Source organism: uncultured Nostoc sp., assembly GCF_937863485.1.
GTDB lineage: Bacteria > Cyanobacteriota > Cyanobacteriia > Cyanobacteriales > Nostocaceae > Nostoc.
Map to the genome: position 1 here is coordinate 21,165 of NZ_CALMFY010000103.1, position 13,520 is coordinate 34,684.

The following is a 13,520-nucleotide window of genomic DNA, read 5'->3' on the forward strand; positions in this document are numbered from 1 at the left end:
CGCCCCAATAGGGGAGTGTTGTTCAAATAGATGAAAAAGACTGTAAGTTGACACAAATAAAAGTTGTGCGCCCCTATTTCAATTCATAGGTACACTCCACCAAGCTAAACTATAGGGTTGAGTCGCTTCATTGAGCTTTTGCCGAAACTGGACACGGATTTTGTAATTGCCAGTAGCAGCAACGGGGCAGAAAATATGTTCTACACTATCGATTTGGCTGATTGAGGAGCAAACAGCACCAGCATCTGAATTTTGAGCATCAGCTTTTATTAAGTATAGGTCGAGATTATTCAAACCGCGATCGCGAAAATTTTCACCCACGTCATATTGCTGGTTTTTATTTTTATCATTGAGTTCTACCAATCGATCCCAACTTAGGGTAATAGCAACAAAACTCCTCTGCTTTAATGGTTTTGCTAACACATAGTCAACAGACGCTCCAGTATCGACTGCGTGATAATCCCAACCAATAGCCGGCACCGCAGCTGATGGCTGCCATTGACCAGCACTAAATTGCTGATAAGCGCGAAACGCATTCAAATGACCCGCTCCCATTTGGGCATCTAAGGGAATCTTAGGATCTTTATAAGCATCAGAATCTAGCCAGTTTTGATTTTGTTTATCAATTAGCGTCCGGCTCATTCCCAACCGCAAGCCATCACCACTATCTTGGATTTTGTCTGCTGAATTCAGCAATACAGCTTTCATTACTTGATGATGGCGAGAATCGATGCTCCAGTGGGGTTGTTTTGTCCGCATCTGTCGGTCAGCAAATTCCTGCAACAGAGCAACAGTAGCCGTAACTTGAGGCGCTGCAAAACTTGTCCCCGTGACCTTATTCAATTTGCCATCTGGATTGAGCAAGGGAATGTTATTACCAGGAGCAACTAAACTGATAGCGCGACGCCCATTAAGATCAAATTCTCTTCCAGCTAGCTTTCCACTCACTCCTTGGTTAGCACCCGCCAGATTAGCCACGTCTACTTTGTTAAAAACTCCCCCTCTGCGGGATGAAAAAGCCACGTTGACTCCGTTAAAATTATCTGTAGGAATGGGAATACCGCCCTTACCCTGATTACCTGCGATCGCATACAAAACATCATGAACGCGACTAGACCAGTCAACACATAAAGTTAGTAAAGCATTGCCGTCTAAAGTCGCCTCTGGTCTAGGATCGCGGCTCAGAGGTTCACCAAAGCTAAAGTTAATCGCACGGACATCGCCACTATTTTGTAGCGCTATGTGCTGGGCCGATAAGCACTCTTCTGGCTGACCCATGTTTTTAGTGGAACCCACCGCAGATGAATACAGTCGCGCTCCCGGAGCAACTCCCGGCAAAGCTTTGTCATGACTCACCATCACACCAGCGACATTGTAAGCGTGGGGGTCAACACCAGTATTTGATTTAGCTGGGCCATTGCGTAAAAATACTGCTGCTAAAGATATGGCGCGATTTTTAGACACCGCCTTATCCCAACCAAACATTCCCGGTCGGCCAATTTCCACTTGACCAATAGCAATCTTACGACCGATTAAATTATAAGGAGATTGGTGTAACTTCAGAGCATCAATACCGTTAGTTCCCAAAGTAGATTCTAAAACCGAAGCAATTACCGGCGCACTCAGACAAGAAGCACTTAATCCCCAAATTATCCAGGTTAGTTTTTTAGTCATTTGTCAGTTGTTAAAAGTTGGAAGTTAGAAGTTAAGAGCGCAGCCGGAGGCTTCCAAAGTTCCGGTTAGGAGATAGGAGTTGAGTTAAGAATTATTATTCTCCCCAACTCCCCATCTCCCCAAAAAAGCCGGGATCAAAGTTATGAGTCTTGCTCAATGTTTTGTTACAATACGTACAGACGAGGACGCTTAAAACCCACTAGCCATGACCCAAAACCGATCTCAAAAGCCCATTGTAATTGCTCCATCTATCCTATCAGCCGATTTTAGTCGTCTGGGTGATCAAATTCGCGCCATAGACGCGGCTGGAGCAGATTGGATTCATGTTGATGTAATGGACGGTCGTTTTGTACCCAATATTACGATAGGTCCTCTGATTGTGGAGGCGATTCGTCCGATTACGACCAAGCCACTAGATGTCCACTTGATGATTGTGGAGCCAGAAAAGTATGTAGAGGATTTTGCTAAGGCGGGTGCCGATCATATCACCGTACACTGCGAGCATAATGCTTCCCCACACCTGCACCGCACCTTAGGGCAAATTAAAGAACTTGGTAAGAAAGCTGGAGTTGTACTTAATCCTGGTAGCCCTCTAGAGCTAATTGAATATGTTCTAGATTTGTGCGATTTAGTACTGATTATGAGCGTCAATCCTGGTTTTGGTGGTCAAAGCTTTATCCCTGGTGTATTACCCAAAATCCGCAAGCTGCGTCAAATGTGTGATGAACGTGGTCTTGACCCCTGGATTGAAGTGGATGGGGGACTGAAAGCAAATAATACCTGGCAAGTTTTAGAAGCGGGAGCTAATGCAGTTGTCGCCGGTTCAGCTGTATTTAACGCTAAGGACTATGCTGAGGCTATTACATCAATTCGCAACAGCAAGCGTCCTACGCCAGAATTAGCCAAGGTTTAATTCATTTTTAGATTAACTGTACTTCAGAAAAAATAAGGTGGGTAAATTGCCCACCTTATTTTTATTTACACATAAAAAAACTGGAAGCTATTCAATTTTTGAACTTCCAGTAGTTGCTATATAAATTGAAAGTTTAGAAAGGAGAGATAATCCAGGTTGGGAGGACTAGGATTACAATAGTCGAAAGAGAAGCGTATGAGCTACTAGTTCTACCAGCCAGGACAACGATTTCACCGAAACTTTTTTATTTCCGTTCCTGGTATTGGTGTTAAGCGTTTGCTTTATTAATTAAAGCAACACCAACCACAGTATAGAAAGCTTTATAAGCATTACTTGCACCGTCTGCAGTCAGTGAAAGCTCTGTGAAGTTTGGATTGGGAGAAGCTACCGCTCCAAATTCTCTTTGCTCAGACTTCCTCGAAAATAAAACCACCAGTAGCAACGGTTGCATCATCGGTCTTGGTGTAAAAGTTCTTTACTCCATCAAATGCTGACTACTTTTGTAATCAGTTTGATTTCTTTCATAGTCAGAACTAATCATTGATTTTATTTTTTAAAATTAACTTGCTTGCCAATCACCTCTATTTTTGTTGAAGTTGTAGTTTTTATTAGTTTATCAATCTGATCAGTATATATTTGCCATTTTGGCAGATTTTTGAAAAAAAATATTAAATTAATCACTGCTATAGAAAACCTGCCATGCTAAAAATTTTAAATTAGCATAGCAGGCTCTCAATCAATAGGGCAGAATCTATTAATTCCAAATAGTTTTTAATTAGATCCACAACGTTTCAAGGAAATCTCTTGAGTGCTTTCTGGTTTTAATTGCGATTTCATTGATTGATGATCGTTAATTTGCTGTGCAAATCTCTGATCTAAACTACCACCACGAATTTCTGTTTTTTGCTTTCCAACTACTTCCAGATAAGCTCGGTCTTTAATTTTACTTAAGCAGCTTGATGATCCATTACTATCAGATATTGAATCATTAGCATGTTTCAACATTTTGATATTTTCACTTTGCTGTTGATTTGTCCTACTGGCTTTAGAGTTTTCTTTGAGCAATCGATTATAGGTACGATATGGAATGTAATGGAGAGGATTATAGCCAGCAAATCGCAGCATTAAAACACATGCCCAGGAATATTTTCCAGCAAGAATTGCTTCAACTACTTTGTCAAATTGTTGAGCTTTTACCGTCTTATCTATGTTACTACTAATGCCTGCAATGTCTTGATTCATCATAGTCTTTAGGTATCTGGGATGAAGTAAAGAGGAAACTATAGCTTTTGCTTGTTAGTGAGTGAAAGGTAAAAATTTACCTTTGGTCTTGTCATATGACTGGTAGGACAAAATTCTCGTGTGGCTCTTGGTAAATACAATTTTGTCCTCTTAAACTTTTTAAACTCCTAATTCAATAAATTTTATCTGTTTACCTGCTTGTATTTCTTACTACTGTTTAATTAAGCATTTTCCGGGAATTTTACATATTTTTTTGGGCTACTAGAGAAAATTTATTTATCTTTGGGCGTTAACAACACTATTTGTATATACTATTTTTTGTTGTTAATGTCATTTCCTAGATTAGCAGATTTATCAGTTAAATTTACTGAATATATTTCGATATATACTTGCGGATTGTGCAACTTTTAATTTTGTCCTTCTTCGCTAATTAATGAGGGGTCTGACCCCCCAGACAATATCAATTTAAAACCTTTATTATTGTCGAGTCACTAGAAGATATTACCATTAACCAGAAAGTAAAACAACTTATAAAAATAGTAATATATAGAGACTGAAAAAAATAAGTGACTAGAGATATTGAAAACTTTTTAAATGTTTTCAATGAGATTAGAATTTAATTTATTACCCTTGGATCTATTGATTTATAAAGATTACAGCTTTAGCTTGTCTAAATGAAATCGCTGTAAACTGCTCATGAATATTTCATGAGCATGATATAGGAATCACAAATAGCCTAATTTAAAAAAATTAGTGTTTTATTATCACCAAATAACTTAAAAAAACACCTTTAATGGAATGTTTTCAACGAATTAGCAGGCTAAACCTGTATAACTTTAAATAATTTTCTAATAGAGTGAAAGTTAATTAACAGAGAATAGTGCTAAGTTGATTCAGTAAGAATTTGTATGTGTATTAAATCTAAGAGATTTATATAAATGAGATTATAAATGTAGTTGCAATTGGGCTAAGTGGTAATAAAAACCACCAATTGCCATGAGTCATGGATAAGTGCCTTGCTCAACGAGGATATCTCGGTCTAGAACAAGGATATAGTTGACATGATGAAGGTGATACAACCTTGATTAATCTGGATTAAGTTCTGTTTAAATTGGCGTTCCGACTCGATATCGAGGGCGCTAGTTGCTTCATCCCAAATCATGAAGCCGATCGCAAAGATGTTCCGGGTAAAAAAGCTTTTTACATTCATTACTTGGTCGATAATGACTTGAGTAGATAGGAGAGTTGCCAACCTAAAAACTTCTACCAGTAATGAAGTAAGAATAATTTGTCTGAGTAATTTTTGGTAATGCCACAATGTTTGCCAATAGCAACCTAAGAAGAGTTTCTCACCTTTGGGGACATTAAAGTTTTCTGTGGGGTCTAAATGTAGGACATATCCTGTCCAGCTAGCTTCAAACTTTGGACGCGAAGGCCAGTCCTTACCGATGGCTGGATCACTAATCAATATGCGATCGCCTTTAACTCGCCAGACAACTATATAATCAATTCCTTGCCAATGAGCCACCCACGGGTTATAATATGAGTCCAGCTTACTAAGACTCGCCCTCACTAATAGCACTTCATATCCCAAAGTTTGGGCTGCTTCTGCTAAACCCTGGAGAGATCCACCTCTACGACCTACCCGTGCTAAGTTACGCAAATTGTAATGATTTAAGCGGATGTCCCAGTATTGGCTAATCATTGCCAAATACGCAGCGCCATAATCTGATGAACTTTGCTGTTGTATAAAAGGATAGGCAGGCCATAGCCTAGTTTTTGATTGTGAACGTAGTCTGGGAAATATTAGCAAGATTTATGACTAAAGCTAGTAATATTTGCATTTTTTGAAACAGTAGTCTTGAATTCTCAATCCTTCAACTATTACGATTACTGAAATTTTCCTTCGCTTCCGGAAACACTCGGAAAATAAAATCACAAATCTAGACTCTACTTTATCAGATGAAGATGGGCTAAATTTGGCAACCCACACACCATATGTAGGAATATGACCGTTAGTAGGGGTAGCTGTGCACCCCTACGTGTGTTACATCAAAACGAGAAGCGCTTTGATAGCCAATCAATTAATAACTAAGTAAATTCCCCAAATTGCCATTGCCCGTAAGTAAGTGCTAGCGCGGAAAGTACCAGCTGCGGTGATAGCTTCAGGCGTGCGAAATTGCAGACCATTGTCATAAATTTGCTGCACCACAGCTTGTGTCAACCGAAACGCTTCATCTTTCATTCCCATTTGCACAAGAAAAGTCGCCAGCCCAAAGTTTATCCCCGTCCAGACTTCCAGGGGATGAGTAGCTTTGGGGTTTTCTGGTGAACCGTCAGGACGAACACCGTTAGCAGCACCAAATTCACCATTGCAGAATTTCAAAAAGCACGCATCATAAACAGTTTTTAGGGCAGAGAGGGCGCGATCGCTCGGTACAATATCAGGTAAGTCTAGTAGTCGCGCGTAAAATTGTCCGCATAATTGATCTGCCATGACTACATCAGAACCACTTTCACTATCAAGTTTGTAATATTGCCCATTCCAGAGTTTTTCTTGGTAAATAGGAAGAGATTGTTCTAACCAAGCTTCATAGATGGATTTTTGCACCTCTGTGTTCTCTGTGCCTCTGCGGTTCGTTAACAAAACATCACTGATTGCGATCGCAGCCTCTAGCGCCGCTAACCACAACCCACCACAATAGGCGCTGACACCCTGCAACCGCCAATCATCAAAGGTTTGGTCAGGCGCACCAGAATTTTCCGGAATACCATCGCCATCAAGGTCAAAAGTTTTCAGGTAGTCGAGGGTTTGAACGATCGCACTCCAGCAATCTGCTAAAAATTCTACATCGTCAGCACCCGTGAGCAAAAAATCACGATATACTTGCAAGACAAAATCGCTACCCAAATCCTTCCACAAATTGCAGTCTTGATAGCTGGTGTAATTGGTTTTCTCCCAAACATGCTCATTCGGTGCGCCTAAATCGTGAGGTGTTGCACCGGCGACTTTACGAACGGCGATCGGACTTTCTGCTTTAATTGTCATGTAATAGCCAATTATTCGGGGTGTGTCATCACCTTGAGGAATTGCGCGTGCAAATGCCCTGATCACCGACTTTTCTAGTTCTGGAAACAGCATCAGCAGGGCAAAAGAACCATACAGCCGCACATCTAGACTTTCATACCAACGGTAATCTAAGCACTCTAGCACTGCAAACTGACCGATGGGGTCAAGTTCTGATGCTGCACTCCAGAGAGTACCGCCACTGGTGAGGTTATAAAGCTCATTAAATAGAGCCATCTTAAACCAATTGGGTAAATCTTCCCGGTCGAGAATGGGTTTTTGCCAAATTTGAATTTGCGATCGCCAGCTTTGGTATTCTTGTAGCGCAGTGGATGCGATCGCCCAAGCATTATTTCCACTTTTATCAAAAAAGTCTGTGTATCTGCGATAATAGTTGACTCCAGCGGCAAATTCTGTAATGGGCAAATCCCAAGCGAGGACAAAGGGGATTTCGAGAGTTTCCCCTGGTTGGAGAGTGAAACGGAGTGCGATCGCAGCCCCTAATTGTTCACCTTCTGCTACTGGATTTGTATCTATATTATTGGGCAAAGAACCATCTTTAGCAAAGCTTTGCCACACCTGATCACCCGTACCATCAGGATTCCAGTGAGTGTGGTGAAATACTTCCACCTGGGGATGCTTCAGCGTTGCAATACACCAACTTCCATCTCCTTCCTTCAAAGTTTGATCACTACCAACCCGACCTAAAAGACAGCCAAACTGTTGTGTATTTTCAACTATTTGGTTATAGTTTCCTTGACTTTCGCCCCAGCGCGGTTGGTATTCGTAAACCGGACTCCCATCATCGCGCACTCGCACTTGGGGAGATTTGAGGGCATTTGTAAACCAGCCCACCATATTTTGCCAAGTGAGCATGATGCTGAGAGTAATCGGTGCATCTATAGGGTTGTGAGCATTCCAGAGGAATATTGCCACAGGGTAGCTAGTTTCTTGGTAATTTCCTGCCCAGATGGGGGAAAATTGCTCACATGTCAACTGTGCTTGAAAGATATTTTCATACACAAACCAGCTACGTGGGTAGAGCGCGTGATAATTACCCGTCCCTTTTGTGGCGGGAAGTGTCGGATACCATTGCCAAGCCTTGAGAGTTCCATCATCGGGCGCTTGCGTAGATAAAGCGTAGGCTTGGGAAGATGTGCCATTGGATTCAAATACACTGAATTGACAAGCGGGAACATTTTTGAAGGTATGTTCACCACCGTCGATGTGCCACAGGTTAAAGTTTCCTTGTGAAGAACGACCGATGCAACCTGCACCAAAGCCACCTAAAGGCATACCATGCCAAGGGCCATCATCGATATTACTTGCGTAGCGGACGGTATAAGGTTTGTCCCAGCCTAAACCGATGGGACGGCTCCAAGTGCAAGAGGGAATTTCTGGAGAGAGTTGATTTGTCATCGCCTAATGTTACAGCGTGCAGTTACGTCAATGAAGACTAGCGCGATGTGCGATTTTTCTCAAGGGGCACAACTATGTAAGGGCACGCCAATGCCCATGCGTGTCAACTTAAGCCCAAACCCTTTTAAAATCCTCGTTTTCAGCCTCTGGCTGGAAATGCAAATCAATTGCGGCTCTGCCGCAAGTCTTGAGGCGGAGCCTCACGTTAGGCATTCCCAGTCTCTGACTGGGAACAAGACAACCTTTAAAACTTTGTTCTAGCAGGCTTTTGCCTTAAGTTGACATGTATGGGCATTGCCATGCCCCTACGTCGTGTTGTTGAAGCTTTGAACTTGGTAATTTTGTTGTATATGTGGGCACTCTAAAATTAAGCAACCTACTGGAGACTAATTTCTATGTCCACAGCCCCAATTAGTGCAGCACTAGCACAATCAGAGAGAGATGCTGTGTTGCAAGCGATCGCCACAATTAAAGAAAAGCTACCATTTTTAATTGATTTAAGTAACGAGGAGCGGAAAGCTTTACCCAAAATGGGAGATAAAAGCCGCGCCTTTGTAAGCAAGGCATTGGAGGTGGCGACACAGAATCCAGAGTTTTTACCGCGATCGTTTGACCTTAATGAGATGCGGAAAGACGTTCAATTATTTGAAGCTTTATATCCAGTATTACTGTCTTTGTCACAATTACAAGAGTTGCTGGATGATACTTCGCTAGCAGTGGGTAGTGAAGCTTATGCAGCCGCCTTGCAGGTGTATAACTATGCCAAAGCTAGTGGACAAGGCGCTGGTTTAGATGGAGTAGTTGAGGAAATGGGGCAAAGGTTCGCCCGTAAATCGCGGAAGTCCAAGCCTCAAGCAGCAGCGTTGTAGAAAATAGCTTGGTGATTGCACTTCTAAGGTGCAATGTTGAGGCTCAGAACTCGGATGTTGGAGTAAATTGCTCGGCGTTCCGAGTTCTGAACTCCAAGCTTCACTCTCAAAACATAAAATTTCGAGATGAGAACACGAAACTTGAAGCTCTGAACAGCAACGTCCGAGATCCAAGAGTAAATAATGGAGAGTGGAGAGCAATCACTCTCCTTTTTAACTCGGAACTTCGTGCTTTGAACAGCAACATCCGAGATCCAAGAGTGAATGATAGTGAGTCAGGAGCGATCGCTTCTGTAATAATTAGGCTAGCCGACACTATAAAGATGTCCCAAATCATGAGCTTCGTTGTCATCCGGCAGGGGAATTAAATTCCTCTGCTAATAGCTAAAGTCCTCTTCAGAAGACTAAGGACAAATTTTAGTCCACTTGAGTGGACTTGCGCTATGAGCCTGGAAATTTATTTGCGGGCGGGATATGGGTAAGCACGATAATCCAACTATTGCGCTTCTGGGTTGAGTCCAATACAGACCTAACCCCCAGCCCCTTCCCTACTAGCGTTGGGGAGTAAATTCAAAGCCTCTCTCCTTTTAGGAGAGAGGTTTGGAGAGAGGTCAAAGTGTATTGCATACAAACGAAAAGCCCTATATTGCTATTTATTGCTTCTTCTCAGGAAACTTATACTTAACCTCAATTTCAAAATTACTCTCCGCCGACCCTTCAGTTAAAAACGGAATGCCAGTTTTCCCACCCAGCTTGATGCCAAACTTAACTGTTACCTCCTCAGCATCAGGTAAATTCTTGAATGCACCAACAGCTAACTTGGCATAATTACGAATTCTGCCCTGAAATTCTTGAATGTTTAGCGTGGGTAAACCATCACGGTATCCCGGTTCCTCTTCTTCTGGAACTTCAGAAGCGGTATTTGATTCTACGTAGATTTCGTACTCTTGATCGTCTTCTTTGATAATTAAACGTTGCACTTTTGACATAATAGTCTCAGCTACTCTTGAAGTTATTCTTAGTAAGATTAGGTCAAAACGGATGCCAGGTTAGATTATATGGCTAGATATGCACTGGTGTTGGGAATTGCTAAGTATGACAATTTCACCAACCTACCTAAGGCTGTCAATGATGCTGAACACATCGCCCAACTGCTGCGCGAACAAGGTAGATTTGATGTTCAGCCTTTACCTGGCAAGTTAATCGAGAGTGAGAATCGCTGGCAAATCACACCTGATAAAAAGTTAACTGGTAAAGAACTCGGACAAGCACTGAGAATATTTTTGTTAGAAAAAGCCAAAGGTGCGGAGGCATTAATTTATTTTGCCGGACATGGATTTGAAGCACCCAGCCTGACAGGTGAAGCGAAAGGGTATTTGGCAACATCAGATTGTAACAAGGATGGACAAAATGGGATCGCCTTTGATGACCTCAACACTTTAATCAGTAAATCTCAACTCAGCAGTTTGGTAGTACTGCTGGATTGCTGCTATGCTGGCTCTTTATTAGAGAGAAGTTTTATCAATTCTGGTTTCTCCGTTTTCAATAGCAAACAAGACTACTGCTTAATTACAGCCTCCCGCGCTTTTGAAAGAGCGCGGGAAGATGCAGAAGGTGGAATTTTCACCAAAGCCGTCATTAAAGGACTGTCTGAAGATAAAGCTGATGAGACTACAGGAGAAGTCAATGCCAACGACTTGATGAGCTTCGTATCGCGGGAACTCAAGGGAAGTGGACAAGAAGCAATTTACATGGGTGGCGGTAGGTCAATTCCTTTGGTTTGGTATTCAGCAAAGAATCAGGTAGCGGCTGCGGTGGTGAGTGAAGAATCTCCTTATCGGGGATTACAAGCTTTTGACAAAGAACACGCCAAGTTCTTTTTTGGTCGGCAAAAAGTAGTTAGCTTAATTCAACAAAAACTCACTCAAGCTAACTTTATTCCCATCATTGGCGCTTCCGGGAGTGGTAAATCTTCCGTTGTGCGGGCAGGTTTGATTCCAGTGTTAGAAAAAAATGGTTGGCGAATCTTAGAACCAATTTTGCCTGGAGTTCAACCTTTAGCAGAGTTAAAACGAGCCTTTACACAGTTATTTGAACGCACGGAAATTAGGGAAATCTCGGCTCTCATTGACACAGAAGGTTTATCTACCGTAATTTCTAAGCTGACTGGTTCTGAGCGTTGCTTGTTGGTGGTAGATCAATTTGAAGAAATTTTTACCCTTGGTTCTCAGGAAGAAGAAAGACAGCGATTCATTGAGTTGTTAACCCAAGTTTCTCAAGGACGGTTAGCAATTGTCACCACGATGCGAGCTGATTTTCTGGAATACTGTTTAAACTATGAATCGCTGACGCAACTAATTCAGGAACAAGCGGTGTATATGCCGCCATTACTAGGGGCAGAATTAGAAGAAGCGATCGCATCCCCAGCCAACTTACAAGGTTATCAGTTAGAAAGAGGTTTACTCGGAACGATCCAGCAAGAAGTGGTGGGACAAGAGAAAGGCTGCTTACCTCTGTTGCAGTTTGCGCTGACGGAACTTTGGGAACACCGCGATCAGCAAGCATATCAGTTGACAGTGGTCAAGTATAAGGAACTGGGTGGAGTAACTGGGGCGCTAAATCGTCACGCAGAAAATCTGTATGAAAGTTTTACTGAACAGCAGCAAGATTGGGTGAAGCGGATTTTCTTAAAACTGGTGCGTACTGGGGCACAAGCTAAGGATACTCGACAATGGCAAGCTAAAACTAAATTATTGAGTATTGCTGGTGAGAACCGAGATGAGCAGCAAGTCATTAATGATGTTTTAGAAAAGCTGATTAAAGAACGCTTAATAGTACTTGACTGCGAACTAACAGGAGAAGTTTGGGTTGATTTAGCTCACGAAGCTTTGATGGAAGGTTGGGAAAGGTTTGCTAAGTGGCGTAAAACAGGACAGAAACTTAGGCGATTACGCGATCAAATCGAAGATGCTCTACGGATATGGGAGGAAGAACCAAGCGATGAAAATTTAATGATGGGGGGATTACTGGCTAAAGTGCAAGAGATATGGTCAGAACTTGAATCGGATTTAGACCCCGCAGCTAGAGAGTTTTATCAGCAGAGTGATGCCCAGGAAAAACAACGAAAAACAGCAGAAACCTTCTACAAAATACATCTATCCGAAAATTCTGCATAGAATTCTAAATTCTCTAGCGATCGCCTCCTTAACTATCCCATCTTCACCAATCCGCAAACCGAGGAAACAAAAGCCGCCTACGAAGTCTGCCGTAAATATGTTTGAAGTAAAAAAGAAGTTAAAAGTAGGGATTAATGAGAAAAAATAGGAGAAATAAACCTCTAATTTGCAATGTTGAGGCTCATAACTCCAGTTTTCACCTTTGAACTCGAAACTTCGACCTCTGAACTCCGAACTTCAACCTTTTTACTCGGAACTTCGACCTCTGAACTGAAACAACCGAGATCCAAGGGTCAATTATTGTGAGTGAAGGGCGATTATTTAAGAGTTAACCACAATTAATATCAAGTTCAGGTCAACCCCAAAATTAAATCATCTCATCAACTACCTAAAACTTACTCGTAATGCGTCCACATCCGAATTATCTTGACTACTTGTTCGGATTCGATGACTTCATATACCAACCGATGCTGTATGTTTATCCTGCGAGAATACGCACCTGATAAATCACCAACCAGCTTTTCATAAGGTGGAGGATTTTGAAAGGGATTTTTTTTAAGAACTACAAGCAACTCCTCAGCTTTTTCCTTTAAATTACTAGAAGCTAACTTCTTGGCATCTTTTTGCGCTTGTTTTGTGTAAACCAACCTCCAACTCAGTTCTTCAGAATTCGGAAGTGGCTCTCCATTACTGCGCTGACTCACCAATCCAACTCCTCATCGCATTCTTGGATCGGAGTTGCTAGTCCTTCTTTTATAGATTCTCCCATTCCAGGTATAGATAACAAGTAAAGAGTCTCCTGAATTGCAGACCAGTCTTTTTCCGCCAGCAGAATCGCATTACCACGTTCACCCTGAATGATCACAGGCTTACCCTGCTGTGCAACTTGGTCTATCAGTTCTTGTAAATTATTTTGAGCGTCGTTGACGGGAAGCGAAGACATCATGCTTTTTTAGCTCACGATAACTTTACTTTAGTTTATCTACGAACTTACAGCAGAATTCAAGTATTTGAACCACATCTGTCGTAGGGGCACAAGGCCTTGCGCCCCTACCGCGTGGTCTATTTACCTAAAAATAGCTGTAAAATAATTGCACACGGCGTTACTCCTGAGCAAGCGATGTCTACGACGGGCTACGCTTACGCCTTTTGGTCTACCC

The 13,520-nt window shown here is 41.9% G+C and carries 12 protein-coding genes; 4 read left to right on the top strand and 8 right to left on the bottom strand.

Features of this window, described 5'->3' with window-relative positions:
- Positions 1-78 precede the first annotated feature (78 nt).
- Positions 79-1,674, bottom strand: coding sequence for a S8 family serine peptidase (locus Q0541_RS13335; protein ID WP_298910966.1), 1,596 nt, complete (start codon positions 1,672-1,674; stop codon positions 79-81).
- A gap of 205 nt (positions 1,675-1,879) precedes the next feature.
- Here Q0541_RS13335 and rpe point away from each other — a divergent pair, with 205 nt between their 5' ends.
- A complete protein-coding gene (rpe, locus tag Q0541_RS13340) occupies positions 1,880-2,587 on the top strand; it encodes a ribulose-phosphate 3-epimerase (protein WP_298910969.1) in 708 nt (235 codons plus the stop codon).
- Between the two features lie 268 nt (positions 2,588-2,855).
- Here the strand turns inward: rpe and Q0541_RS13345 are convergent, their stop codons facing one another.
- The 4 genes from Q0541_RS13345 to Q0541_RS13360 all read right to left on the bottom strand — a co-directional run bounded on the left by Q0541_RS13345 (position 2,856) and on the right by Q0541_RS13360 (position 8,315).
- Positions 2,856-3,041 (bottom strand): hypothetical protein, encoded by a 186-nt coding sequence (locus tag Q0541_RS13345; protein ID WP_298910972.1) that lies wholly within the window; start codon positions 3,039-3,041, stop codon positions 2,856-2,858.
- Positions 3,042-3,358: 317 nt separating this feature from the next.
- The gene (locus Q0541_RS13350) at positions 3,359-3,829 is read right to left on the bottom strand and encodes a HetP family heterocyst commitment protein (RefSeq protein ID WP_298911201.1); all 471 of its coding nucleotides are present in this window, start codon (positions 3,827-3,829) and stop codon (positions 3,359-3,361) included.
- A gap of 1,039 nt (positions 3,830-4,868) precedes the next feature.
- Positions 4,869-5,642, bottom strand: coding sequence for a cysteine peptidase family C39 domain-containing protein (locus tag Q0541_RS13355; protein ID WP_298910975.1), 774 nt, complete (start codon positions 5,640-5,642; stop codon positions 4,869-4,871).
- 267 nt (positions 5,643-5,909) lie between these two features.
- Positions 5,910-8,315, bottom strand: coding sequence for a GH116 family glycosyl hydrolase (locus Q0541_RS13360; protein ID WP_298910978.1), 2,406 nt, complete (start codon positions 8,313-8,315; stop codon positions 5,910-5,912).
- A gap of 395 nt (positions 8,316-8,710) precedes the next feature.
- Between Q0541_RS13360 and Q0541_RS13365 the strand changes: the two genes are divergently transcribed.
- The gene (locus tag Q0541_RS13365) at positions 8,711-9,184 is read left to right on the top strand and encodes a hypothetical protein (RefSeq protein ID WP_298910981.1); all 474 of its coding nucleotides are present in this window, start codon (positions 8,711-8,713) and stop codon (positions 9,182-9,184) included.
- 233 nt (positions 9,185-9,417) lie between these two features.
- Positions 9,418-9,552 carry a hypothetical protein gene (locus Q0541_RS13370; RefSeq protein WP_298910984.1) on the top strand — a complete coding sequence of 45 codons (135 nt, stop codon included), beginning with the start codon at positions 9,418-9,420 and terminating at the stop codon, positions 9,550-9,552.
- A 285-nt stretch (positions 9,553-9,837) separates the two neighbouring features.
- Here Q0541_RS13370 and Q0541_RS13375 read toward each other — a convergent pair whose 3' ends face one another.
- A complete protein-coding gene (locus Q0541_RS13375; RefSeq protein ID WP_298910987.1) occupies positions 9,838-10,173 on the bottom strand; it encodes a CU044_2847 family protein in 336 nt (111 codons plus the stop codon).
- A gap of 69 nt (positions 10,174-10,242) precedes the next feature.
- Between Q0541_RS13375 and Q0541_RS13380 the strand changes: the two genes are divergently transcribed.
- Positions 10,243-12,360, top strand: a complete 2,118-nt coding sequence (locus Q0541_RS13380) for a caspase family protein (protein WP_298910990.1) — start codon at positions 10,243-10,245, stop codon at positions 12,358-12,360.
- Positions 12,361-12,755: 395 nt separating this feature from the next.
- Here the strand turns inward: Q0541_RS13380 and Q0541_RS13385 are convergent, their stop codons facing one another.
- Complete coding sequence (locus Q0541_RS13385; RefSeq protein WP_298910993.1) at positions 12,756-13,064, bottom strand: Txe/YoeB family addiction module toxin; 309 nt, start codon at positions 13,062-13,064, stop codon at positions 12,756-12,758.
- Positions 13,061-13,303 carry a type II toxin-antitoxin system Phd/YefM family antitoxin gene (locus Q0541_RS13390; protein WP_298911203.1) on the bottom strand — a complete coding sequence of 81 codons (243 nt, stop codon included), beginning with the start codon at positions 13,301-13,303 and terminating at the stop codon, positions 13,061-13,063. The genes Q0541_RS13385 and Q0541_RS13390 overlap by 4 nt, the downstream gene beginning before the upstream one ends.
- Between the last annotated feature and the right edge of the window lie 217 nt (positions 13,304-13,520).

Coding starts and splice junctions, on each gene's coding strand:
- Q0541_RS13335 (WP_298910966.1), bottom strand. CDS start 1,674: ATGACTAAAAAACTAACCTGGATAATTTGGGGATTAAGTGCTTCTTGT.
- Q0541_RS13380 (WP_298910990.1), top strand. CDS start 10,243: ATGGCTAGATATGCACTGGTGTTGGGAATTGCTAAGTATGACAATTTC.
- Q0541_RS13345 (WP_298910972.1), bottom strand. CDS start 3,041: ATGATGCAACCGTTGCTACTGGTGGTTTTATTTTCGAGGAAGTCTGAG.
- Q0541_RS13350 (WP_298911201.1), bottom strand. CDS start 3,829: ATGAATCAAGACATTGCAGGCATTAGTAGTAACATAGATAAGACGGTA.
- Q0541_RS13375 (WP_298910987.1), bottom strand. CDS start 10,173: ATGTCAAAAGTGCAACGTTTAATTATCAAAGAAGACGATCAAGAGTAC.
- rpe (WP_298910969.1), top strand. CDS start 1,880: ATGACCCAAAACCGATCTCAAAAGCCCATTGTAATTGCTCCATCTATC.
- Q0541_RS13390 (WP_298911203.1), bottom strand. CDS start 13,303: ATGTCTTCGCTTCCCGTCAACGACGCTCAAAATAATTTACAAGAACTG.
- Q0541_RS13365 (WP_298910981.1), top strand. CDS start 8,711: ATGTCCACAGCCCCAATTAGTGCAGCACTAGCACAATCAGAGAGAGAT.
- Q0541_RS13360 (WP_298910978.1), bottom strand. CDS start 8,315: ATGACAAATCAACTCTCTCCAGAAATTCCCTCTTGCACTTGGAGCCGT.